This window comes from Streptomyces sp. Go-475 (assembly GCF_003330845.1).
Lineage (GTDB): Bacteria > Actinomycetota > Actinomycetes > Streptomycetales > Streptomycetaceae > Streptomyces.
Window position 1 is genome coordinate 5809525 of sequence record NZ_CP026121.1, and the last position, 20761, is coordinate 5830285.

Here is a 20761-nt window from a genome sequence, read left to right on the forward strand (position 1 = left end):
GACCGCGGTCCCGGCGGTGCCGGACTCCCCGCCCCCGGGAACGCCCGGGGCCGGACTCCGGGCGCTGCGGCCCTGGCGGCTGCTGCCCACCCCCACGGGCACGCCGTTCACCTGCGCGTACGCGGCCCTGCTCGGTGTCACCTCGCTGATCGCCGCGCACGCCGACCCGGCCCTGGTGCACGCCCTGCTCCAGGGCTCCAGCACGGACGTGGCGCACCTGGTGCGGACGCCGGAGCTGGTGCTGGTGGGCAGCGCGCTGTGGGTCGCGGGCGGGGTGGCCTCGCCGTTCGCCGTCGCGTTCCTGCTGGTGCTGACCGCGCTGGAACGGCGGATCGGCGGCCTGCGCACGGCCGGTGTCTTCCTGCTCGGACACGTCCTCGCCACCCTGGCGACCGAGGTGCCGGTGGGACTCGCCGTCCTGGCCGGACAGCTCCCCGACAGCTCCCTGCACCGCCTCGACTACGGCATCAGCTTCGGCGTCGCGGCCGGCACCGGTGCCCTGGCCGGGCTGCTGCCGCTCTGGCTGCGCGTGCCGCTGCTGGCCGGCTTCGCCGGGATGCTGCTCCAGGACCTGCTCGCCTTCACCGACCCGATGACGAACTGGGGGCACCTGATCGCCCTGGCCATCGGTGTCGCGACCTGGCCGCTGGTCCGCCGGTGGTACGCGACGCGCCTGGCCCGGGCGGGACGCTGAGCGCGGGTCGGTTCAGGCCGTGCCGGAAGCCGGCGGGACGTGCTTGGCGCTGGTCAGCAGGGCCACCACCTCCCAGCCCAGTGCCTCGTAGAGCCCTCTGCCCGCGGGCGTTCCGGCCAGGACGCCGGTGCGGGCGCCCTGCCGGACGGCGGCGCTCTGCAGCGTCCGCATGACGACACCGCCGAGCCCCCTGCGGCGGTGCTCGGGGGCCGTCTCGATCTGGTCGACGACGGCGGTCGGGCCCGTCGGGGCGATCTGGCCGCGCGCCGCCAGGGAACCGTCCGGCGCGGCGACCAGCACGCGCGTCACCCCGCCGCGCGACCAGCTGCGCAGCCGGTAGCCCTCGGGAGCGTGCGGAGCGGCGTCCGCCGTCAGCGGGACCGTCATCAGGTAGCCGGGCTCGGGGTCGATCCACCAGTCGTCGCCCAGCCAGCCGGAGACCACGGCCGGGTCCCGGAACGCCTTCAGCCACACCCCGGCCCCGGTCACCGCCTCGGCCACCTTGCGGACGGAGGCCTCGTCGAGAGCGTCACCGGTCGCGCCGAACACATGCCGTGTGACGTGGCCGTTCGCCCCGACGTCGATGGTGCAGCCCCAGGGCTCGGGGACCGGATCGGCCGCTCCACGGGACACGATCCACCCGTCCACCCACGCCTGCACGATCCGGTCCACATCGTCCCCTGTAATAGGTAGAGGGTTGTTTGATCTATTACTCGGGTGACTGTACGCGGTGCCTCGCCATCAGCGTCACCGGTGATCGCTCACAGCGAACGCCTGTCCGGGAACATTCCGTCGCCGCCCAGCATTGAGTCGGCATAGCTCAACTTGACTGCCGAAGGGGAGATCATGGCTTCGACGTCCACACCGCTCACCCTGCCCGTGCTGCCGCTCGACGGTGAGGTCGTGCTGCCCGGGATGGTGGTCCCGCTGGACCTGAGCGACTCCGAGGTCCGTGCCGCCGTGGAGGCCGCACAGGCCGCCGCTCGGACAACGCCCGGAAAGCCCCGGGTACTCCTGGTGCCACGCATCGACGGGACGTACGCGAACACCGGTGTCCTCGGCACCGTCGAGCAGGTCGGCCGGCTCGCCGACGGCGACCCGGGCGCGCTGATCCGCGGCCGGGGCCGGGTGAGGATCGGTGCGGGGACCACGGGACCCGGCGCGGCCCTCTGGGTCGAGGGCACCAGCGTCGACGAGACCGTGCCGGAGCCGCTGCCCGGGCAGGTCGCCGAACTGGTCAAGGAGTACAAGGCCCTCGCCACCGCCTGGCTGCGCAAGCGCGGCGCCTGGCAGATCGTCGACCGGGTCCAGGCCATCGACGACGTCTCGGCGCTCGCCGACAACTCCGGCTACTCGCCGTTCCTGACCACCGACCAGAAGGTCGAACTGCTGGAGACCACCGACCCGGTGGCCCGGCTCAAGCTCGCCACCCAGCAGCTGCGCGACCACCTCGCCGAGCAGGACGTGGCCGAGACCATCGCCAAGGACGTCCAGGAGGGCGTCGACAAGCAGCAGCGTGAATTCCTGCTGCGGCGCCAGCTCGAAGCGGTCCGCAAGGAGCTGCGCGAGCTCAACGGCGAGCAGGAGGGCGAGGAGTCCGACGACTACCGCGCCCGGGTGGAGGCCGCCGACCTGCCCGAGAAGGTCCGCGAGGCCGCCCTCAAGGAGGTCGACAAGCTGGAGCGGTCCTCCGACCAGTCGCCCGAGGGCTCGTGGATCCGCACCTGGCTCGACACGGTCCTGGAGATGCCGTGGAACGAGCGCACCGAGGACGCCTACGACATCCAGGGCGCCAAGGCGGTCCTGGACGCCGAGCACTCGGGTCTCGAGGACGTCAAGGAGCGCATCACCGAGTACCTGGCGGTGCGCAAGCGGCGCAACGACCGGGGACTGGGCGTCGTCGGCGGGCGGCGCGGCGGTGCCGTGCTCGCCCTCGTCGGACCGCCCGGCGTCGGCAAGACCTCCCTCGGCGAGTCCGTCGCCCACGCCATGGGCCGCAAGTTCGTCCGCGTCGCCCTCGGCGGCGTGCGCGACGAGGCCGAGATCCGCGGCCACCGGCGCACCTACGTGGGCGCGCTGCCCGGCCGGGTCGTCCGTGCCATCAAGGAGGCCGGGTCCATGAACCCGGTCGTGCTGCTCGACGAGATCGACAAGGTCGGCTCGGACTTCCGGGGCGACCCGGCCGCCGCCCTCCTCGAAGTGCTCGACCCGGCCCAGAACCACACCTTCCGGGACCACTACCTGGAGGTCGAGCTGGACCTGTCGGACGTGGTCTTCCTCGCCACCGCCAACGTCCTGGAGGCCATCCCGGAGGCCCTGGCCGACCGGATGGAGATCGTCCGCCTCGACGGCTACACCGAGGACGAGAAGGTCGTCATCGCCCGTGACCACCTGCTCCCGCGCCAGCTGGAGCGGGCCGGCCTCGACAAGGACGAGGTGACCCTCGACGAGAGCGCGCTGCGCAAGCTCGCCGGCGAGTACACGCGCGAGGCCGGCGTCCGCAACCTGGAGCGGTCCGTCGCACGGCTGCTGCGCAAGGTCGCCGCCCAGCACGAACTCGGCGAGCGGGAGCTGCCGTTCACCGTCACCGACGGTGATCTGCGCGATCTGATCGGGCGGCCGCACCACGTGCCCGAGTCCGCCCAGGACCCGGCCGAGCGGCGGACGTCCGTGCCGGGCGTGGCCACGGGCCTCGCGGTGACCGGAGCGGGCGGTGACGTGCTCTACGTCGAGGCGTCGCTGGCCGACCCGGAGACGGGCGCGGCCGGGCTGACCCTGACCGGTCAGCTGGGCGATGTGATGAAGGAGTCCGCGCAGATCGCGCTCAGCTTCCTGCGCTCCCACGGCGCCGAGCTGGAACTGCCGGTGGGCGATCTGAAGGACCGGGGCGTGCACATCCACTTCCCGGCGGGCGCGGTCCCCAAGGACGGCCCGAGCGCGGGCATCACGATGACCACGGCCCTGGCCTCCCTGCTCTCCGGCCGGCTGGTCCGCACGGACGTGGCCATGACCGGCGAGGTCTCGCTGACCGGGCGGGTCCTGCCGATCGGCGGCGTGAAGCAGAAGCTGCTCGCGGCGCACCGGGCGGGCGTCACCACCGTGATCATCCCCAAGCGCAACGAGCCCGACCTGGACGACGTCCCGGCCGAGGTGCTGGACAAGCTCGACGTCCACGCCGTGACCGACGTCCGCCAGGTCCTGGAGCTGGCGCTGTCCCCGGCGACGAACGGGGCCGCGCCCGAGGTTCCGGTCGCGGCGTGACGGACGTGGCCGGATGAGGGAAGGCCCGGGTTCTCGTGAGGGAGGCCCGGGCCTTCACCATGTGGCGGCCCTGTGTACACGCACCCCGTGGCCTGCGGAATACTTGCCGAACTGCGGCGATGACAGCAGGTGGCGGAAAATCCCAGTACGGGAACTCTCCGTGCGGGCGACGACCGAGGCAGGGACTGACGTGCACGAGGACGGCAAGGACGACGGACACCGAGCTGCCGGTGCGGCCGGGAGCGCTGTGGATCAGCCTGCCTTCCTGGCGCTGGAGCGGGAGCTGACCGTGCTGCTGCGACGGGCCCGGGCCAGCCAGGGCGAGATGGCCCGCGAGGTCCATCCCGACCTGGAGTCGTCCGCCTACGGGCTGCTGGTCCGGCTGGACGAGTGCGGCAAGCAGCGGGCCACCGCCCTCGCCGCCTACATCGGGGTCGGCAAGGCGACGATGTCCCGCCAGCTGCGCGCCCTGGAGGAACTCGGGCTGGTCGCGCGCGAGCCCGACCCCGCCGACGGCCGCGCCTGGCTGGTCGCCCTCACCCAGGAGGGCCACGACCGGGTCCGCCGGGTCCGCGAGGCCCGCCGCGCCCGGTACGCCGGCCGCCTGGCCGACTGGGACACCCACGAGGTCACGGAACTGGCCCGGCTGCTGCACCAGCTCAACCGCGGCATGGAGAAGTAGCGGGTTCCTCAGCGCTCGGCGCACACCACCGTCAGAGCTCGCTCGGCGCACACGACCGTCAGAGCTCGGCGTACACGACCGTCGCGTCGTCGTGCCGCTTGCCGCGGCCGCGGAACGTGGCGGCGGAATCCGCCCGTTCCAGCGTCCGCACCCGGTCCACGAGCGCCTGCGGACCCTCCTTGCGCAGCAGGCGGAAGCAGTCCGCCCAGTCGCCCTCCTGGAACCGCTCCACCCAGCGGGTCGCCCCGTCCGTCAGGGCGGCCAGGGCGCGCACCTCGCGGCGGGGCAGGGTTCCGGTCACCGCGCGCCGGGCCACCCCGGGATCGGCGGCCGCCGTGAAGAAGCCGCCCTCCTTGTTCCGCAGCGTCGCGTCCACCAGCGCGTCCGTGGCCAGGGCCGAGCGCGGCAGCCGGGCCAGCCGGTCGTCCAGCAGCGCGGTCACCGCGCCGTCGGGGGACTCCAGCAGCAGGGCCGAGTCCGACAGGACCAGGTACTCCACCGTGGCCGGATTCCACCGGGCCAGGACCACCGTGGCCTGAGGTGTACGGGGGTGAGAAAGGTCACAGGTTTCCGCGTGTGCCGCGGCGGTACGCGCGATGGCGCGGGACAAGGCGTCGAGCAGAGGAACATCCGGGAGTGAAACGGTCAGTTCGGTCAGGGCTCCACCGAGGCGTGCGGTGAACCAGGGGACGGAATGCAGACAGCCCGTCCCGCCCTTCGGCGGGGTGACCCCGTCCAGGACGACCACCGAACCACCCTGTCCTGAAGCCGGAAGCCCGACACTGGCGAAGTCCTCGTTCGGGCGGTCGGCGTCCCCGGGCTCCGAGGCGAGTTCAGTACGCATCCAGCCAGTCTGCACGAGCCCTTCACAAGGTCCGCAGAAGGCTGGCAATGGTTGCCGGACCGGCGCACCCGCGCAGGTCAGACGCCTGGTTTGGGCTGGAATGCTTTGTTCCGGGAAGGCGTGGTGGCGAATATTGCCACCGCCCGCCCCCGGCGTCCAACCGGCCTGCCCCGCAAGGCGACTGCGAGGGCCTGCGGAACTTGCCCCTCAACTCCCCTCCGGGGTTCACTCCTTCGGGTGGCGGGTCAGGTGATGCGCGTGCGCTGCACACCGGCGCTGGGAGGGTCGGGAAGTGTACCGGGAGTACGCGTCAGTTGACGGAGCGTCACCCGGGCCCAAGGGTTCACGAGTCAGGAATGCGAGCACCGGTGCAGAAGACGCGGCCTCGTCGCACAGGCAAGCAGACGGCCCCCGCTCAGGGCGCTGAGCCGACGACCCCCACCGGCAAGGGACGGCCCACGCACGTACGCAACCGGCTCATCGTCGCCGTCGCCGTGGTCGCCGCGGCCATCGCCGGCGCCGGCACCCCGTCCGTCCTCGCCGCCTCCGGGCAACTCCACGACTCCCAGGAGCTGGTGACGCTCGCGGAGCAGACGCAGGACGCCCTCGCCCTCGCCCACTCCCTCGCCGACGAGCGCGACGAGGTCACCTCCTACATCGCGGCCGGCCGCCCCAAGTCCAAGGCGCCCTCCGAGCAGCACAGCGAACGCGTGGACCGGCAGGTCGAGGAGCTGCGGTCCGACACCGACACACCCGCCTCGCTCCGCTCCGGCCTCGACGCCATCGCGGCCGTGCGCCGGGCCGCGCTCACCGGCAAGAGCAGCGCCCTCGAAGCGCACCAGGCGTACTCCACCGCCATCACCGAACTCCACCGCCTCGCCGAGCAACTGGCCCAGCAGACGCCGCCCCGCGCCGGCGCCGGGAGCCACGCGCTGGCCGAGCTGGACTCCGCCGTCCAGCAGGCCGCCGCGGCCCGGGGCCTGCTGCTGGCCGCGCTCAGCGTGCCGCGCAGCACCGAGACGGTCATCGACCCGGTCACCGGCCTGCCGACCGAGACCGCCACCTCCTCGGGCGCCGACGCCCGGCAGCGCGACGCCCTGAGCGCCGCCGCCCAGCAGGCCCGGCTGCGCTCCGACGCGGCCCTGGCCGACTTCCGCGACACCGCGCCCAAGGCGGCCCGCACCTCCTTCGACAACACGGTCACCGGCACCGAGGTCAACTCCGCCGAGAAGTACCTCGCCACCCTCACCGACCAGCCGACCCTGACCGGCAGCGAGCTCTCCACCAGCACCAAGAGGCTGGACGCGGCCCTCTCCGCCCGGGTCGACCTGATGCGCGGCGTCGAGTCCGCCCTCTACGACCGCCGCACCAAGGACCTGGAGGCCCTGCGCGACGACGACGTCACCGCGCTGGAGATCCGCATCGCGATCCTCGGCGCCCTGATGCTGCTCGCCGTCGGTGTCGCCACGGGCATGGCGCGCAGCCTGACCCGCCCGCTCGCGGTGCTGCGCCTGGGCTCGAAGCGCCTCGCCGAGGCCGAGGACCCGGCGGCCGAGGAACCGGTGAAGTTCACCGGCCGCAACGACGAGTTCGCCCAGGTCGTCCGCTCCGTCAACGCCCTGCACGCGCACGCGGCCGCCCTCACCGAGCGCATCGCCACCCTGGAGGGCGACCGCAAGCACCTCGTCGGCCAGCGCCAGAAGATGGCCGACGCCCGCGAGGAACTGCGCGCCGAACTCGCCGAGTCCGCCGCCCAGCTGGAGCGGCTGCGCACGGCCATCGGCGGCACGTTCGTCAACCTGGCCCTGCGCACCCTCGGCCTGGTCGAGCGGCAACTCGCCGTCATCGAGAACCTGGAGGAGCGCGAGCAGGACCCGGACCGCCTCGCCACCCTGTTCAAGCTCGACCACTTCGCCACGGTCATGCGCCGGCACAGCGAGAACCTCCTCGTCCTCGCCGGCACCGAGCACGTCCAGCACGCCGCCGGGCCCGTGCCGCTGGTGGACGTCGTCCGTGCCGCGGTCAGCGAGATCGAGCGGTACGAGCGCGTGCGGATCGCCGCGCTGCCGCCGCACGCGCACATCGCCGGGTTCGCCGCCGACGACCTCTCCCACCTGCTGGCCGAACTCCTGGAGAACGCCACCTCGTTCTCCCCGCCCGACCTGCCCGTCGAGATCTCCGGCTGGCTCCTGGAGAACGGCGAGGTCATGCTCTCCGTCCAGGACGAGGGCATCGGCATGGCCGAGGACCGGCTGGAGCGCCTCAACGCCCGCCTGGCCGACTTCGACCCGGAGGCGCCGTACGACCAGGAGGGCGAGGACGGTCTCGGCCTCGGCCTGTACGTCGTGGCCCGCCTCGCCCACCGCCACGGCGCGCGCGTCCAGTTGCGCGAGCAGAAGCAGGGCGGTGTCGCGGCGGTCGTCGTGCTGCCCCGGACCCTCCTCGCCGCCGCCCCGCCCGCGGCCGTACCGGCCTCCGGCCCCGTCCCCGGCGCGGCCCCCTCCTTCTCCTTCCCGGGCGCCGACGCCGAGGCCAACTCCAACGTCCTGCACGGCCGCGCCGGAAACGGGGACCCGCTGGTGGCCCTCGCGGAGAAGGCGGTACGGCGCGAGGAGGCGGCGGAGGAGGCCGCGGAGCACCCAGAACCGGTGGAAGCGGCGCGGCCAGACGCACCGGCACCCGCGCCAGAGGCCACGGCACCGGCGGAAACCCCCGCCGAGACCACGATGGAGCTGCTGGCCCCGATACCCCAGGGGGAGCCGGAGCCGACGCAGCACGAGTCCGCGGCCGCCGACGGCGAAGCGGCCCCACAGGGGCCACCCGCACCCGACCACGAAACCCGCACCGGTGGTGCGGGTGGGTACGAACACGCCGAAGGGGAAGCCGAGGCGGAGGCCGACGCCGAGCACGAACGCGTCACCGACAAGGGCCTCCCCAAGCGCACACCCAAGATCACCGCCCCGGCCACCGCGCCCCGCCAGCGCAGCGGATCCGTCGACGCCGAGGCACTCCGCCGCCGCCTCGGCGGCTTCCGCCAGGGCGCGCAGGCCGGCTACCGCGAGGTGGAGGCGGAGATCGCCGAGCAGACGGCCTCGCACAAGCGGCCGGCCACCGGCACACCAGGACAAGCTGAATCCGAAGAAGCCACGGGGGGCACAGTCGAGGAGGCAAGCAGTTGACCGCTCCCAGTACCTTCGGACTGATCGGACTGAGCAGTGAGGCCCGCAACCTGCACTGGCTGCTGACCAACCTCGTCGAAGAGGTCCCCGGCATCCTCTCGGTCGCGGTCGTCTCGTCCGACGGACTGCTCCTGCTGTCCTCCGACGACCACCGCAACCGGCAGGCCCGGGAGGCCCTCCAGGCCCGCGGGACCAGGAAGACCGGCCCGCGCGGCTCCGCCGCCGACCTGGCCACCATCGTCTCCGGCATCGGCAGCCTCACCGTCGGCGCCGCCAAGCTGATGGAGTTCGGCGGGGTCAGGCACACCATGGTCGCCATGGACGAGGGCAGCCTGTTCGTGATGTCCATCAGCGACGGCTCACTGCTCGGCGTCCACGGCTCCGCCGACTGCGACATGAGCGTGGTCGCGTACCACATGGCGCTGTTCGTCGGCCGCGCCGGACACGTCCTGACGCCCGAACTCCGCAGCGAACTCCGTAAGTCCCTGGAGGAGTCCCAGACGACGGGGAGTGCCCGATGAGCAGCGCGCCGAAGTCCCAGCTGCCGGTCCGCGGCGGTGACCGCAAACCTGCCCGGGTCCGCCCCTACTCGCTCACCGGCGGCCGCACCCGCTTCGGTCACGTCCTCCTGGTGGAGACGTTCGTGGCCAGCACGGCCGCGCTCGACGCCCCCGAGGAGCGCAGGGAACTGACGAACGGCCACCTCTCCACCCGCGTGATGCCGGAGCTGCGGGCCATCGTCGAACTGTGCCGCCGGATGCGTACGGTGGCCGAGATCGCCGCGCTGCTGAAGATGCCGCTCGGCGTGGTCCGCGTGCTCCTGAGCGACCTCGCGGACCAGGGAAAGATCCGTGTGTACGGAACGGGCACCGGCCACGGCACGGGCCGCCCGGACCGCGCTCTGCTGGAAAGGGTGCTGAGTGGACTCCGTCGTCTCTGACGCCGCTCACGGCGTCTCTGGTACTTCCCCGTTCGCCCAGCCCGGCGAGAGCATGCACGCCTGGGAGACGGACCGCACCCGGGCCCCCATCGCCACCAAGATCGTGGTGGCGGGCGGTTTCGGCGTGGGCAAGACCACGCTGGTCACCGCCGTCTCGGAGATCACGCCCCTGCAGACCGAGGCGCTGATGACCGAGGCGAGCGAGGCCCACGACGACCTCACCGCCACCCCGGGCAAGACCACCACCACCGTGGCCATGGACTTCGGGCGCATCACGCTCGACGACGACCTGGTGCTCTACCTGTTCGGCACGCCGGGCCAGCAGCGGTTCTGGTTCATGTGGGACGACATCGTGCGCGGCGCGATCGGCGCCGTCGTGATGGCCGACACCCGCCGGCTGAAGGACTGCTTCCCGGTCCTGGACTACTTCGAGAGCTCCGGACTGCCGTACGTCGTCGCCGTCAACCACTTCGACGGCAGTGAGCTGTTCGAGCCGGAGGACGTGCGGGAGGCCCTGACCATCCCGCAACACATACCTGTCATGATCATGGACGCGCGTCGCCGGATCTCCGTGATCGAGACCCTCCTGGCCCTGGTGGGCCACGCGCTCGACGAAACCCCCGAGTAGAGGACAGCCCCGCATGCGGAAGATACTCGTCGTCGGAGCCGGTCAGTCCGGGCTCCAGATAGCTCTCGGCCTCCAGTCGCAGGGGTACGAGGTCACCCTGATGTCCAACCGGACGGCGGACGAGATCCGCACCGGCCGGGTCATGTCGACGCAGTGCATGTTCCACACGGCCCTGCAGCACGAGCGCGATCTCCAGCTGAACTTCTGGGAGTCCCAGGCCCCGAAGATCGAAGGGCTCGGCGTCTCGGTCGCCGCCCCCGGCTCCTGGGCCGAGGGCCCCGCGGCCCGTGCGATCGACTGGCTGGGCCGGCTCGACGGGTACGCGCAGTCGATCGACCAGCGGGTGAAGATGGCCGGCTGGATGGAGACGTTCGCCCAGCGCGGCGGGCAGCTCGTCATCCACGGCGCGGCCGTCGGCGACCTCGACTACTTCTCCCGCACCTACGACCTGGTGCTGGTCGCGGCCGGCAAGGGCGAGCTGGTGCAGATGTTCGCCCGGGACCCCGAGCGGTCCCCGTACAGCGAGCCGCAGCGCGCGCTGGCCGTGTCGTACGTCCACGGCCTGGGCCCGCGCCCGGAGCACCCGGACACCGAAGGGGTCCGCTGCAACCTCGTGCCGGGCGTCGGCGAACTGTTCGTCATGCCCTGCCTGACCACCTCCGGCCGCGCCGACATCCTCTTCTGGGAGGGCATACCCGGCGGCCCGCTCGACGTCTTCAACGGCGTCAAGGACCCCGCGGAGCACCTCTCCCTGACCCTGGAACTCATGGAGCGGTACGTCCCCTGGGAGTACGCGCGGGCCACCAAGGTCGAACTGACCGACGCCGGCGGCACCCTGGCCGGGCGCTACGCCCCCACCGTCCGCAACCCGATCGGCCGCCTCCCCGGCGGCGGGCTCGTGCTGGGCGTGGCGGACGTCGTCGTCGCCAACGACCCGATCACCGGGCAGGGCTCCAACTCGGCGTCCAAGTGCGCCGCCGCCTACCTCGCCTCGATCGTCGAGCGCGGCGACAAGCCGTTCGACGAGGAGTGGATGCGGGCCACGTTCGACCGCTACTGGGCCACCGCCCAGCACGTCACCAAGTGGACCAACGCGATGCTCGCGCCGCCGCCGGAGCACATCCTGAACCTCATCGGCGCCGCCGGCGAACTCCAGCCGATCGCCGACCGGTTCGCCAACGGCTTCAACGACCCGGCCGACTTCGAGAACTTCTTCTACGACCCGGAGAAGACCCAGGCCTACCTGGTCGAGGTGTCCGGCGCGGGCGCCGCGTAGCCCTCCTCCCCTTCGTAACGCTCGTACCCTTCGTAGCCCTCGTCCGACCCGTCCGTGGCGCCCGCGGGGAGCTCCGGCGGCTCGTAGCGCCGCAGGGGCTTCCCGGCCGGGTCCGGGCGTACGGCGCCCAGGACCGGGTTGGCGGCGATCGGTGACACCTTCACCTTCGCGCCCGGGCGGGGTGCGTGGACGACCATGCCGTCCCCGAGGTACAGCGCCACGTGCGTGGCCTCCGGGAAGTACACCACCAGGTCGCCCGGGCGCAGCTCGGACAGTGGGATCCGCTCCAGCTGTTCCCACTGCTCCTGGCTGGTCCGGGGGATGGGCGCCCCGGCCTCGGCCCAGGCCCGCGAGGTCAGGCCCGAGCAGTCGTACGACCTCGGGCCCTCCGCGCCCCACTCGTACGGCTTGCCGAGCTGCCGCACGGCGTAGCGGACGGCCCGGCCGCCCTCGGCTGTGGGGCGGCGGGGGCTGTTCTGGCTGCCGGCGGTGCCGGGTCTACCGGGGCTACCGGGGCTACCGGGGCTGCCTGTTGTGCCCTTGCTGCTGGTCTCGCTGGTCTCGCTGGTGTCACCGAGGGCGCCGGAGGCCAGGAGCTTCTCCTGCGCCTTCGTGACGCCCTCCTTCTCCAGTTCGGCGACGGCGGTGAGCTGGTCGGGGGTGAGGGAGGCGAGCAGTTCCTCCACGTCGTGCAGCCGCTCGCGGACTTCGTCCCGTTCCTTCTTGCGCCGCTCCGCGAGCGCGAGCTGCCGGTCCAGGGCCTTGCGGGCCTCGCGGGCCAGGTCGTGGGCCCTGCGCTCGTGGCCGGTCAGCCGGCCGATGGTGTCGGCCCGTTCCCGTGCCAGCCGGCCGATCACATGGCCCTGGTCGATCGCGTGCTGCGGGTCGCGGGCCAGGAGCAGGCGGACGTACGGGGAGATGTCGGAGCTGCTCTGGTACTGCTGCCGGGCCAGACGGCCGGCCGCGCCCCGGCTGTCGTGCAGGGAGAGGCGGGCGCGGGCGAGGGCGCGGTCCAGGCGGTCGGTCTCGGCGCGCTGCTTCTTCAGCTTCTCCTCGGTGGCGTTGTAGGCCTCCGTGGCCTGTTCCGCCTGCCGGTACAGCTTCTGAAGGTCGGTCAGGAGACGGGCGACGGAGCGCTGTTCCGGGTCCGGTGCGGGAACGGCCGTGGCCGGTACGGGGACCGCGACGGTGCCGGCCACCGCCGCCGCGACGCAGACCAGACGAAGCAGCCTTCCTGACATGCCATCACCTCCGTTGCCTGGGCAGCCGTGTGCCGCCGGACAACGTGAGGATCAGTCGGGTGGGCCCGGCGCGCTCGGCGGGTGTGCGCGGTTCGGCGCAACGGGGTCACCCGTCGGCGTCATCCGGCTTGCCGGGCGGCGTGGCGTCTGGCTTGCCGGGGGGCGTGGGATCCGGCGTGTCGGGTGGCGTGGGGTTCGGTTTCGACCAGGGCCAGTTCAGGCGGCGGGCCGGGGCGCCTTCCGGGGCGTACTCGTACTTCCAGCGGTTGGTCAGGCCGACCCGGCCCGGTCCCCGGGGCACGCGGCGGTAGACCAGGACCGTGGGCGGGCCACCGTCCGGGTCCGGGACGGGGATGCGGTACGTCTTGGGCGGGTGGCCGGTCATGCCGAGCAGGACGGGCAGGACCCTGCCGTCCATGGGGCCGCCCTCGAAGGGGGTGTCTTCGCTCTTCACGGGATCAGTGTCAGACATCCTCGGCGAGGGCCCGGACCAGGGCGTCGGTCTGCGGGTCGCGGCGGGCGGTCACGGTCAGCACGGCGACGAACTGCTCCACCAGCCAGTCGCGGAGTTCCTCGGCCGGGGGCTGCTTGTCCTCGTCGAGCCAGATGAGCGACGCCGCCTCGACGGCGGTGATCCACATGCGGATGGTCATGCGCAGCCGGGGGCCCGGGTCGGTGACGTCCAGGTGCCGCAGGATGTGCTCGGCGGCGGCCCTGCGCACGCCGTCGACGATGGCGGTGGTGCGGGAGGTCTCGACGACGCTGCCGCCCTGGAGGAGGGCGCTGAAACCGGCGTCGTGCTCGTCGACGAAGGCGAGGTAGCGGTCGAGGGCGCGGGACAGGCGGGGGAGGAGGGGGCCCTCGCGCGGTTCGTCGAAGCAGTGCTGGAGTTCGTCGGCGGCGGAACGGAGGGCGGCCTCGTAGAGCTGCTGCTTGCCGCCCGGGAAGTACCGGTACACCAGCGGCCGCGACACCCCGGCCGCCTCCGCCACGTCGTCGAGGGACACCTCCTCCGGGGCGCGGTGCGCGAAGAGGTTCAGCGCGGCGGTGAGGAGCTGGCTGCGGCGTTCCTCGACGCTGAGTCGCCGGTAGGCGGGGGTGGGGGCGGCGGCTGGTGTCATGTGCGGCAGCGTAATCGCGGGGTCGGGGGGCTGCGTAGCGGTGGGTGGGGGGAGTGCGGGTGCCTCCGGCGGTGGGGCGGGGAGAGACTTCGCCTCGTTGCCGGACTGCGCCCACCAGCAACTCGGCGGCAACACCGTGCTGGTCCGGGACGGCCGCGGCGTCAGCCCCGCCGGACCGCCCCGAGCTGGGCCCGGTGCAGGTCTGGGGCGGTGAATCGCTGCGCCACCGTGCGCAGGACGCGGGCCATCGCCTGGGCGGGTGGGGTGGCGCGACGTGTCGCGGCGCGTGCGAGGAGGATGCGGCGGGTGGGGGCCGGGACGTCGGAGGCGAACGGCAGGAGGCGTACGTCGCTGCGTCGGCTGGTGAGGGCCAGGCGCGGTGCGAGCGCGATGCCGAGACCGGCGGCGACCATGGCCTGCGCCTCCTGGTAGTCGTGCGAGGAGTAGGCGATGCGCGGCTCGAATCCCGCCTGGCGACAGCTTCGGCGCAGGACATCGGCGACGGGGTGGTTGTCGGCGCGGATGATCCACTCCTGGTCGGCGAGGTCGCCGAGGCGCACGGACGGACGGGTGCGCAGGGGTGAGTCGGCGGGGACGACCAGCACCGTGGGGTCGTCCAGCAGGTGGGTGAGGGTGAGCGCCGGATCGTCGAGGCGGTTCCATTCGTAGTCCCAGAGCAGCCCCTGCTCCACCTCGCCGGTGTGCAGCATCTCCCTGAGCTCCGCGAGGACTCCGGCGCGTACCTCGATGCGGATGCCGGCGTGGCGACGTCGGAAACGCGTGAGCGCCAACGGCAACAGGGACGCGCTCGCCGTGGGGAAGGAACCGAGCCGCAAGGTGCCCTGGTCGAGGGCGGTGAAGGAGTCCAGGTCGGCCTGGGCGGCACGGAGTTCCCGGCGGATCGCCTGACCGCGTTCGGCCAGCGCGGCACCCGCCGGGGTGGGGCGTATCCCGCGCGGCAGCCGCTCGATGAGGGGCTGCCCTGCCTCCTGCTCCAGCAGGGACATCTGCTGGGAGGCGGCGGAGGTGGTCATGCCGAGGGCGTGCGCCGCGGCGGTGAGTGAACCGCGTTCGGTGGCCTCGGTGAGCAGCAGCAGACGGCGCACGTTGAGCATGCCGCCGACTTTAGCTGAGCTAAACCCAGGTGAAGCGAACTGCGATTGTTCGGAAGTCACGCCTCTGCGAAGGTCTCCGCAATCGCCGAGCGGTCCACCGGCCCGCAATGAGCCCGCAACCGCTGCCTCGGCCTTTTCCCTACCTTCGTGACCAAGGAAGAGCCTCAGACGTGCACATTCCCGCGACCCTGGTGCGTGGCGGCACGAGCAAGTGCTGGCTGTTCAACCAGGTCGACGTCCCTGCCGACCGTGGCGACCTCGAAAGGCTGCTGGTCGCCGCGTACGGCGCCACCGATCCCGTGGAGCTGGACGGGGTGGGCGGGGCGACCCCCACCACCTCGAAAGCGGCCGTGGTCAGCGCCTCACCCGAGCCCGGCGTCGATGTCGACTACCTGTTCGCCCAGGTCGGCATCGGGACGGGCTCGGTGGAGTGGACGAGCAACTGCGGCAACTGCGCCACCGGCGTCGCCCTGTACGCGGTGACCAAAGGAATGGTTCCGGTCACCGGCGACCGGACGCGCGTGGTGATGCGCAACACCAATACCGGCGCGGTCCTCGAAGGGATCGTCGACACCCCCGGAGGCGTGGTGCAGCACTTCGGCCGCCAGACGGTACCCGGCACCCGTGCCGGTGGGGTCGCGGTCGGCCTCACCTTCCGCGACCCCGCCGGTACCACTGCCTTACTGCTCCCCACCGGCCGGGCCGCCCAGGACCTGCGGGTCGGCGACGCCGAGCCGGTACGCGTGAGCATGGTGGCCGCGGGAGCGCCGGTCGTCCTTGTCGACGCCGCCGGTGCCGGGCGTACCGGTGCCGAGTCACTGGAGCGGATGACCGCAGACGTCCCCTGGCTGCGCACCGTCCGTCATACCGCCGCACCCTTGATGGGGCTGCGCCGGCCGGGCGAGGAACCGGGAGACGCGGTGCCCAAGGTGGGCCTGGTCGGCCCGCCGGTGCCGTACACCACCACCCTCGGTGAACCGATCGGTGCCGAGGACTACGACGTGTCGGTGCGCATGCTCAGCATGAACGCCCCGCACCCCGCGATCGGCCTGACCTCTGCCGTCGCCGTCGCGGCGGCCGGGCTGCTGCAGGGGTCCGTGGTCTCCAGGATCACGGGCGGCCCGACCGACGAGTGGTTGCGCCTCGGCACGCCCGCCGGCGTCGTCGCGGTCCGCTGCACCGATGTGAGGGACGGCCTGCCGCACCGGGTCACCGTGCGGCGCGCGGCCCGTCTGCTCGCCGACGCCCGCATCTACGTACCGGAAGCAGGCCGCCCGCAAGCCGCCTGAGCCGCGACGAACATCACCTCGGTCAGGCCGACTCCCAGCCGTCCGCCCCCGAACACCCTCGCGCCCTCGGGGCGCGCCACCCCGTCCCCACCGCACCAAGGACAAAGATGTCTGCTGAAGTGATCTCCATAGGCGCGCTGCTGGTGATGTTCGTGGTCGGCACCGTGCTGCCGATCAACCTGGGCATCCTCGCCTTCGTCGCCACCTTCGCGGTCGGCACCGCCTCGCTCGGCCTCACCGAGGACGAGATCTTCGAGGGGTTCCCGGCGAAGCTCTTCGTCACCATCGTCGGAGTCACCTACCTGTTCTCCGTCGCCCGCCGCAACGGCACCATCGACTGGCTCGTCGCGGCCGGGGTGCGGCTGGTACGCGGCAAGGTGGGGCTCATCCCCTGGGTACTGTTCCTGGTGGCCGCCCTGCTGACGGCGTTCGGTACGTTCACCCCGGCCGCGGTCGCGATCCTCGCGCCGATCGGCATGAACTTCGCCCACCGCTACCAGCTCAACCCGCTGGTCGTCGGCATGATGGTGATCAGCGGCGGGCACGCGGGCGCGTTCTCCCCGCTGGCCGTCTCCGGTGCGCTGGTGCTCGGCCTCGTCGACAAGACCGATCTGCAGGTCTCCGCCGTGGCGCTGTTCAGCGCCAGCTTCGTGATCAACCTGGTGCTCTCGATCCTCACCTACGCCCTGCTCGCCAAGCGTCCCGCCCCGCTGGTCGAGGGCGCCGCGGAGGCAGCCGACGACGAGGACCTCGATGTCTCTGGCAGGCCCGACTGGCGGCAGTGGCTCACCCTCGCCTCTCTGTTGGCCCTCGTCGCCGGCGCGCTCGGCTTCCACCTGGAGATCGGCTTCCTCGCGCTGGCTGCCGGTGCCCTGCTGGCCCTGGTGGACATGAAGCGGCAGGAGAAGGCCGTGGACGGCGTCAGCTGGTCCACCCTGCTTCTGGTCGCGGGCATGATGACGTACATCGCGATGCTGGAGAAGGCCGGCATCATCGAGGAGATCTCCGAACACGCCGCGGGCCTGGGCGCCCCGCTCGCCGTCGCCCTGCTGCTGTGCTTCACCGTCGCCATCACCTCCGCCTTCGCCTCCTCCACCGCGATCCTCACAGCGATCATCCCCATCGCCGTACCGCTGCTGCTCTCCAGCCACCTCAGCGCCGCCGGACTGATCGCCGCGCTCGCCGTCTCCACGACGATCGTCGACACCTCGCCCTTCTCGACCAACGGAGCACTCGTCCTCAGCAACGCCCGTGGGGTGGACACCCGCCGCTTCTACCGCCAGGTCATCGGCTACACCGGCGGAATCGTCGCCCTCGGCCCCGTCGTCGCCTGGGGCGCCCTGGTCCTTCCCTGGTCATAGCGCAAAGACCGACGACGGCGATGAGCCCGCCGAGCAGGTCCGGCCGGTACCGCATCCGTTCGAGGCGGGTGCGGACCAGCCCGGCGCGACACGGCCTCCGGCCTTGGCGCCCAGTCCATCGCCACCATCTCCACCAGCGCATCGGCGGCATGGGCGGCATGGGCGGCATGGGCGGCATCGGCGGCATCGTCAAGAAGATGGCGGCGAGCGGTCGTGACGCGGTGACGCCCCACCCGGGTCCGCCGGGTGGGGCGTCGGGGCGGGGGCTACGCCAGCAGGCCGGACGACTTCCACAGTCGTCGGCCGACGCCGCGCAGTACGCCGATGTCGTCGAGGAAGTCGGTCAGGCGCTTCGAGCCGTTCTGCATGACCTCGCGGCGATGGCCGCTGGCCTTGACCTGGGCGAGGGCCTCCCGCTTGTCCAGGCCCACGTTCGTGTAGACCTCGGGGTTCACGAACGCCACCGAGAACACCCGGGCGAACTCCCCGGAGGTGATGCGGGTGAACTCCTGGGACCACTTCGGGGCCGTCACCATCTGGCGGCGGAGTTCCTCACGGGCGTAGCGGACGTGGCGGGCCTCCTCGACCACGTGGATGCGGGTGACGCCCCGGATCAGGGGCTGGACGCGCTCGTCGGGGAACGTCAGGCGCTGCATCCAGTCGAGGACCTCCTCGCCGAGGAGCGTCGCCGTGAAGGAACCCGGGGTGGTGGAGATGGTCTTGAAGAGTCGGCCGAGGTGCTGGTGGGCGCGGCTGACCGGGTACCAGGGCGTGCCGCCCTGGGAGATCAGCCGGGCGAACATCTTGGAGTGCCGGCACTCGTCCTCGATCTCGGTGAGCGCGTAGCGGACGTGCGCGCTGGTCGCGGCCTTGTCGTAGATGTGGCGGACCAGCAGCTGCATCAGGATGATCTCGAACCAGATGCCCAGGGAGGCCAGCGCCGCCGCCTCGTGCTGGGAGAGCAGGATGCGCTGCTCCTCGCTCATCCGCTTCCACAGCGGCGTGTCGTAGAGCGACACCAGCTCCGGCGGCCAGAACCACTTGCCCTCCTCGAAGGGTGCGTCCCAGTCCAGCTCCTTGTCGGGATCGAAGGAGTGCTTGGCGGAGGAGTCGAGCAGCCGCTGGGCCACCTGCTCCCGGTCCTTCAGCAGGCCGAGGGCATCGCGCAGGCCGTCGAGCGCGTCGGCTTCCGTCAGGGTCGTCATGGCTGCCCACCTCGTTGTGCACACGTCACCGTCCCCCTTATGAGACTGCCTGTCAGCAAGCTCGTCAATCCCTTGCGCGCTACTTGTTGACCGGGTGTCTACCTCATGTGAGCCTGCGGACATGCCGACCTTCGACGTGTACGCCAAGGAGCCGGACGAACCCGTGTGGCAGGTGGGGGCGACCGGCGCAGCCCGTTTCAACTGGGAGTACGACGACGGCCGCGACCGCCTCCTGGCCCTCTACCAGAAGGGCAAGGACAAGCAGTGGGACGGGCAGCGGCGGATCGACTGGGAGCTGGAGGTGGATCCGTACGATCCGCTGGGGACTCCGGACGAGGCCATGTCGCTGTACGGGACCCGCCACTGGGCGAAGCTGACGGACAAGGACAAGGGCGATCTGCGCCGGCACTACGCCTCCTGGCAGTTCAGCCAGTTCCTGCACGGCGAGCAGGGCGCGATGATCTGCGCCGCCCGGATCGTGGAGTCGGTCCCCGACCTGGACGCCAAGTTCTACTCCGCCACCCAGACCATGGACGAGGCCCGGCACGCCGAGATCTACGGCCGGTTCCTGCACGAGAAGATCGGGCTGCTGTACCCGATCAACGACAACCTTCAGTCCCTGCTGGGCGACACCCTGCGCGACTCGCGCTGGGACATGCCGTACCTCGGGATGCAGGTCCTGATCGAGGGCCTGGCCCTGGCCGCCTTCGGCATGATCAGGGACACCACGGACAAGCCGCTGCCCAAGCAGATCCTCGCGTACGTCATGCAGGACGAGGCGCGGCACGTGGCCTTCGGACGGATGGCCCTGCGCGACTACTACCGGCAGCTCACCGACGCCGAGCTCAGGGAGCGCGAGGAGTTCGTCATCGAGGGCTGCTACCTGATGCGCGACCGGCTGCGCGGGGTCGAGGTCCTGGAGAACTTCGGCATCCCGAAGGCCGAGGCCGAGGAGTACAGCGAGCAGTCCGAGTTCCTCGCCCTGTTCCGCAAACTGCTGTTCAGCCGCATCGTCCCCTGCGTCAAGGACATCGGCCTGTGGGGCAAACGCCTCCAGCAGGCCTACGTCGACATGGGCGTGCTGGAGATGGGCGACTCCGACCTCGACCTGCTGATGGCCCAGGACGAGGAGGTCGCCGAGAAGCTGGACGCGGAGCGCTTCGCCGCGGAGGAGAAGGAGCGGGTGGCGGAGGTGGAGGGGGCCATCGCAGCCGGTCAACGACTCGAGGACTGATCACTCGTTCGATGGGCGAATCGGCATATTCCCCTGGGTACGCTGGCTGTGCCAGGCAGACTCCGGCACATGGGAGCAATCATGAGCGCCGCACGCGACTACGGGCTGGGCGACGACTTCGAGTGGCCTCGTCCGCCGGAGGGTGGCTGGACGGCGGACGACCTCGACGCGCTTCCGAACCTGCCTCCGCACACGGAGCTGATCGACGGGAGTCTTGTCTTCGTGAGTCCGCAGACCAACTTCCACTCGCGTGCCATCCGCCTGCTGGACAACACCCTGCTGGATCAGGTGCCGGAAGAGTACGACGTCATCCGCGAGATGACCATCAAGCTGAACAAGCGCAATCGCCCGGAACCCGATGTCCTGGTGTTCCGCGCGGACGCCGATACGGGTCCGCAGCAGACCTGGTACCGGCCTGAGGACGTCCTCATCGCCGTCGAGGTCGTCTCGGAGGACTCGGAGGACCGAGACCGCGAGGTGAAGCCGCGGAAGTATGCACAGGCAGGCATTCCGCACTACTGGCGCGTCGAGGAGAACGAGGGACTCCCGGTGGTCTATGTCTACGAACTCGACCCCGCGACCCAGGCCTACGGCTTGACCGGCATCTTCCACGACAAGCTGGAGCTCACTGTCCCCTTCGCCATCGACATCGACCTCACCGCCCTCAACCGCCGCCGCTGAGCACAGGGTT

General features: G+C 71.7%; 19 protein-coding genes. 12 read left to right on the top strand and 7 right to left on the bottom strand.

What is annotated here, in order from left to right:
• The first annotated feature begins 16 nt into the window (after positions 1 to 16).
• Positions 17 to 694 carry a rhomboid-like protein gene (locus tag C1703_RS26885; RefSeq protein WP_232840791.1) on the top strand — a complete coding sequence of 226 codons (678 nt, stop codon included), beginning with the start codon at positions 17 to 19 and terminating at the stop codon, positions 692 to 694.
• A gap of 12 nt (positions 695 to 706) precedes the next feature.
• Here C1703_RS26885 and C1703_RS26890 read toward each other — a convergent pair whose 3' ends face one another.
• Entirely contained in the window at positions 707 to 1366 is a 660-nt protein-coding gene (locus tag C1703_RS26890) for a GNAT family N-acetyltransferase (RefSeq protein ID WP_114255263.1), read from the bottom strand.
• Positions 1367 to 1540: 174 nt separating this feature from the next.
• On the opposite strand from C1703_RS26890, the gene lon reads away from it, so the two are divergent.
• Together lon and C1703_RS26900 are read left to right on the top strand one after the other, a co-directional pair.
• Complete coding sequence (lon, locus tag C1703_RS26895; protein WP_114255264.1) at positions 1541 to 3955, top strand: endopeptidase La; 2415 nt, start codon at positions 1541 to 1543, stop codon at positions 3953 to 3955.
• A 190-nt stretch (positions 3956 to 4145) separates the two neighbouring features.
• Positions 4146 to 4637: a MarR family transcriptional regulator gene (locus C1703_RS26900; protein WP_114255265.1), complete on the top strand. Its 492-nt coding sequence runs from the start codon at positions 4146 to 4148 to the stop codon at positions 4635 to 4637.
• 58 nt (positions 4638 to 4695) lie between these two features.
• Here the strand turns inward: C1703_RS26900 and C1703_RS26905 are convergent, their stop codons facing one another.
• Positions 4696 to 5481 (bottom strand): protein phosphatase 2C domain-containing protein, encoded by a 786-nt coding sequence (locus C1703_RS26905; RefSeq protein ID WP_114255266.1) that lies wholly within the window; start codon positions 5479 to 5481, stop codon positions 4696 to 4698.
• A 368-nt stretch (positions 5482 to 5849) separates the two neighbouring features.
• Here C1703_RS26905 and C1703_RS26910 point away from each other — a divergent pair, with 368 nt between their 5' ends.
• Genes C1703_RS26910 through C1703_RS26930 form a run of 5 tightly spaced genes read left to right on the top strand, consistent with a single transcriptional unit; the run spans position 5850 to position 11504 of the window.
• Positions 5850 to 8660, top strand: coding sequence for a nitrate- and nitrite sensing domain-containing protein (locus C1703_RS26910; RefSeq protein ID WP_198678281.1), 2811 nt, complete (start codon positions 5850 to 5852; stop codon positions 8658 to 8660).
• Complete coding sequence (locus C1703_RS26915) at positions 8657 to 9181, top strand: roadblock/LC7 domain-containing protein (protein ID WP_114255267.1); 525 nt, start codon at positions 8657 to 8659, stop codon at positions 9179 to 9181. The genes C1703_RS26910 and C1703_RS26915 overlap by 4 nt, the downstream gene beginning before the upstream one ends.
• Positions 9178 to 9600, top strand: coding sequence for a DUF742 domain-containing protein (locus C1703_RS26920; protein WP_114255268.1), 423 nt, complete (start codon positions 9178 to 9180; stop codon positions 9598 to 9600). The genes C1703_RS26915 and C1703_RS26920 overlap by 4 nt, the downstream gene beginning before the upstream one ends.
• Positions 9581 to 10228, top strand: coding sequence for an ATP/GTP-binding protein (locus tag C1703_RS26925; protein WP_114255269.1), 648 nt, complete (start codon positions 9581 to 9583; stop codon positions 10226 to 10228). Before C1703_RS26920 ends, C1703_RS26925 begins: the two co-directional genes overlap by 20 nt.
• Positions 10229 to 10241: 13 nt before the next feature.
• Positions 10242 to 11504 (top strand): styrene monooxygenase/indole monooxygenase family protein, encoded by a 1263-nt coding sequence (locus C1703_RS26930; RefSeq protein ID WP_114255270.1) that lies wholly within the window; start codon positions 10242 to 10244, stop codon positions 11502 to 11504.
• On the opposite strand, the gene C1703_RS26935 is transcribed toward C1703_RS26930, so the two are convergent.
• The 4 genes from C1703_RS26935 to C1703_RS26950 all read right to left on the bottom strand — a co-directional run bounded on the left by C1703_RS26935 (position 11468) and on the right by C1703_RS26950 (position 14981).
• Entirely contained in the window at positions 11468 to 12745 is a 1278-nt protein-coding gene (locus C1703_RS26935; protein ID WP_114255271.1) for a C40 family peptidase, read from the bottom strand. The two genes, C1703_RS26930 and C1703_RS26935, sit on opposite strands and share 37 nt — an antisense overlap.
• 106 nt (positions 12746 to 12851) lie before the next feature.
• Positions 12852 to 13199 carry a hypothetical protein gene (locus tag C1703_RS26940; protein ID WP_114255272.1) on the bottom strand — a complete coding sequence of 116 codons (348 nt, stop codon included), beginning with the start codon at positions 13197 to 13199 and terminating at the stop codon, positions 12852 to 12854.
• A 10-nt stretch (positions 13200 to 13209) separates the two neighbouring features.
• On the bottom strand, positions 13210 to 13866 hold the full coding sequence (locus tag C1703_RS26945) for a TetR/AcrR family transcriptional regulator (RefSeq protein WP_114255273.1): 657 nt from the start codon (positions 13864 to 13866) through the stop codon (positions 13210 to 13212).
• Positions 13867 to 14027: 161 nt separating this feature from the next.
• The gene (locus C1703_RS26950; RefSeq protein WP_114255274.1) at positions 14028 to 14981 is read right to left on the bottom strand and encodes a LysR family transcriptional regulator; all 954 of its coding nucleotides are present in this window, start codon (positions 14979 to 14981) and stop codon (positions 14028 to 14030) included.
• Positions 14982 to 15151: 170 nt separating this feature from the next.
• On the opposite strand from C1703_RS26950, the gene C1703_RS26955 reads away from it, so the two are divergent.
• A complete protein-coding gene (locus C1703_RS26955) occupies positions 15152 to 16270 on the top strand; it encodes a PrpF domain-containing protein (RefSeq protein WP_114255275.1) in 1119 nt (372 codons plus the stop codon).
• A gap of 107 nt (positions 16271 to 16377) precedes the next feature.
• Positions 16378 to 17631 carry an SLC13 family permease gene (locus tag C1703_RS26960; protein ID WP_232840601.1) on the top strand — a complete coding sequence of 418 codons (1254 nt, stop codon included), beginning with the start codon at positions 16378 to 16380 and terminating at the stop codon, positions 17629 to 17631.
• A 266-nt stretch (positions 17632 to 17897) separates the two neighbouring features.
• Here the strand turns inward: C1703_RS26960 and C1703_RS26965 are convergent, their stop codons facing one another.
• Positions 17898 to 18836: a diiron oxygenase gene (locus C1703_RS26965; RefSeq protein WP_114255277.1), complete on the bottom strand. Its 939-nt coding sequence runs from the start codon at positions 18834 to 18836 to the stop codon at positions 17898 to 17900.
• 121 nt (positions 18837 to 18957) lie between these two features.
• Here C1703_RS26965 and C1703_RS26970 point away from each other — a divergent pair, with 121 nt between their 5' ends.
• Both C1703_RS26970 and C1703_RS26975 read left to right on the top strand, forming a co-directional pair.
• Positions 18958 to 20070, top strand: coding sequence for a ferritin-like domain-containing protein (locus C1703_RS26970; RefSeq protein ID WP_114255278.1), 1113 nt, complete (start codon positions 18958 to 18960; stop codon positions 20068 to 20070).
• Between the two features lie 81 nt (positions 20071 to 20151).
• Positions 20152 to 20751, top strand: coding sequence for a Uma2 family endonuclease (locus tag C1703_RS26975; RefSeq protein WP_114255279.1), 600 nt, complete (start codon positions 20152 to 20154; stop codon positions 20749 to 20751).
• Positions 20752 to 20761 lie beyond the last annotated feature (10 nt).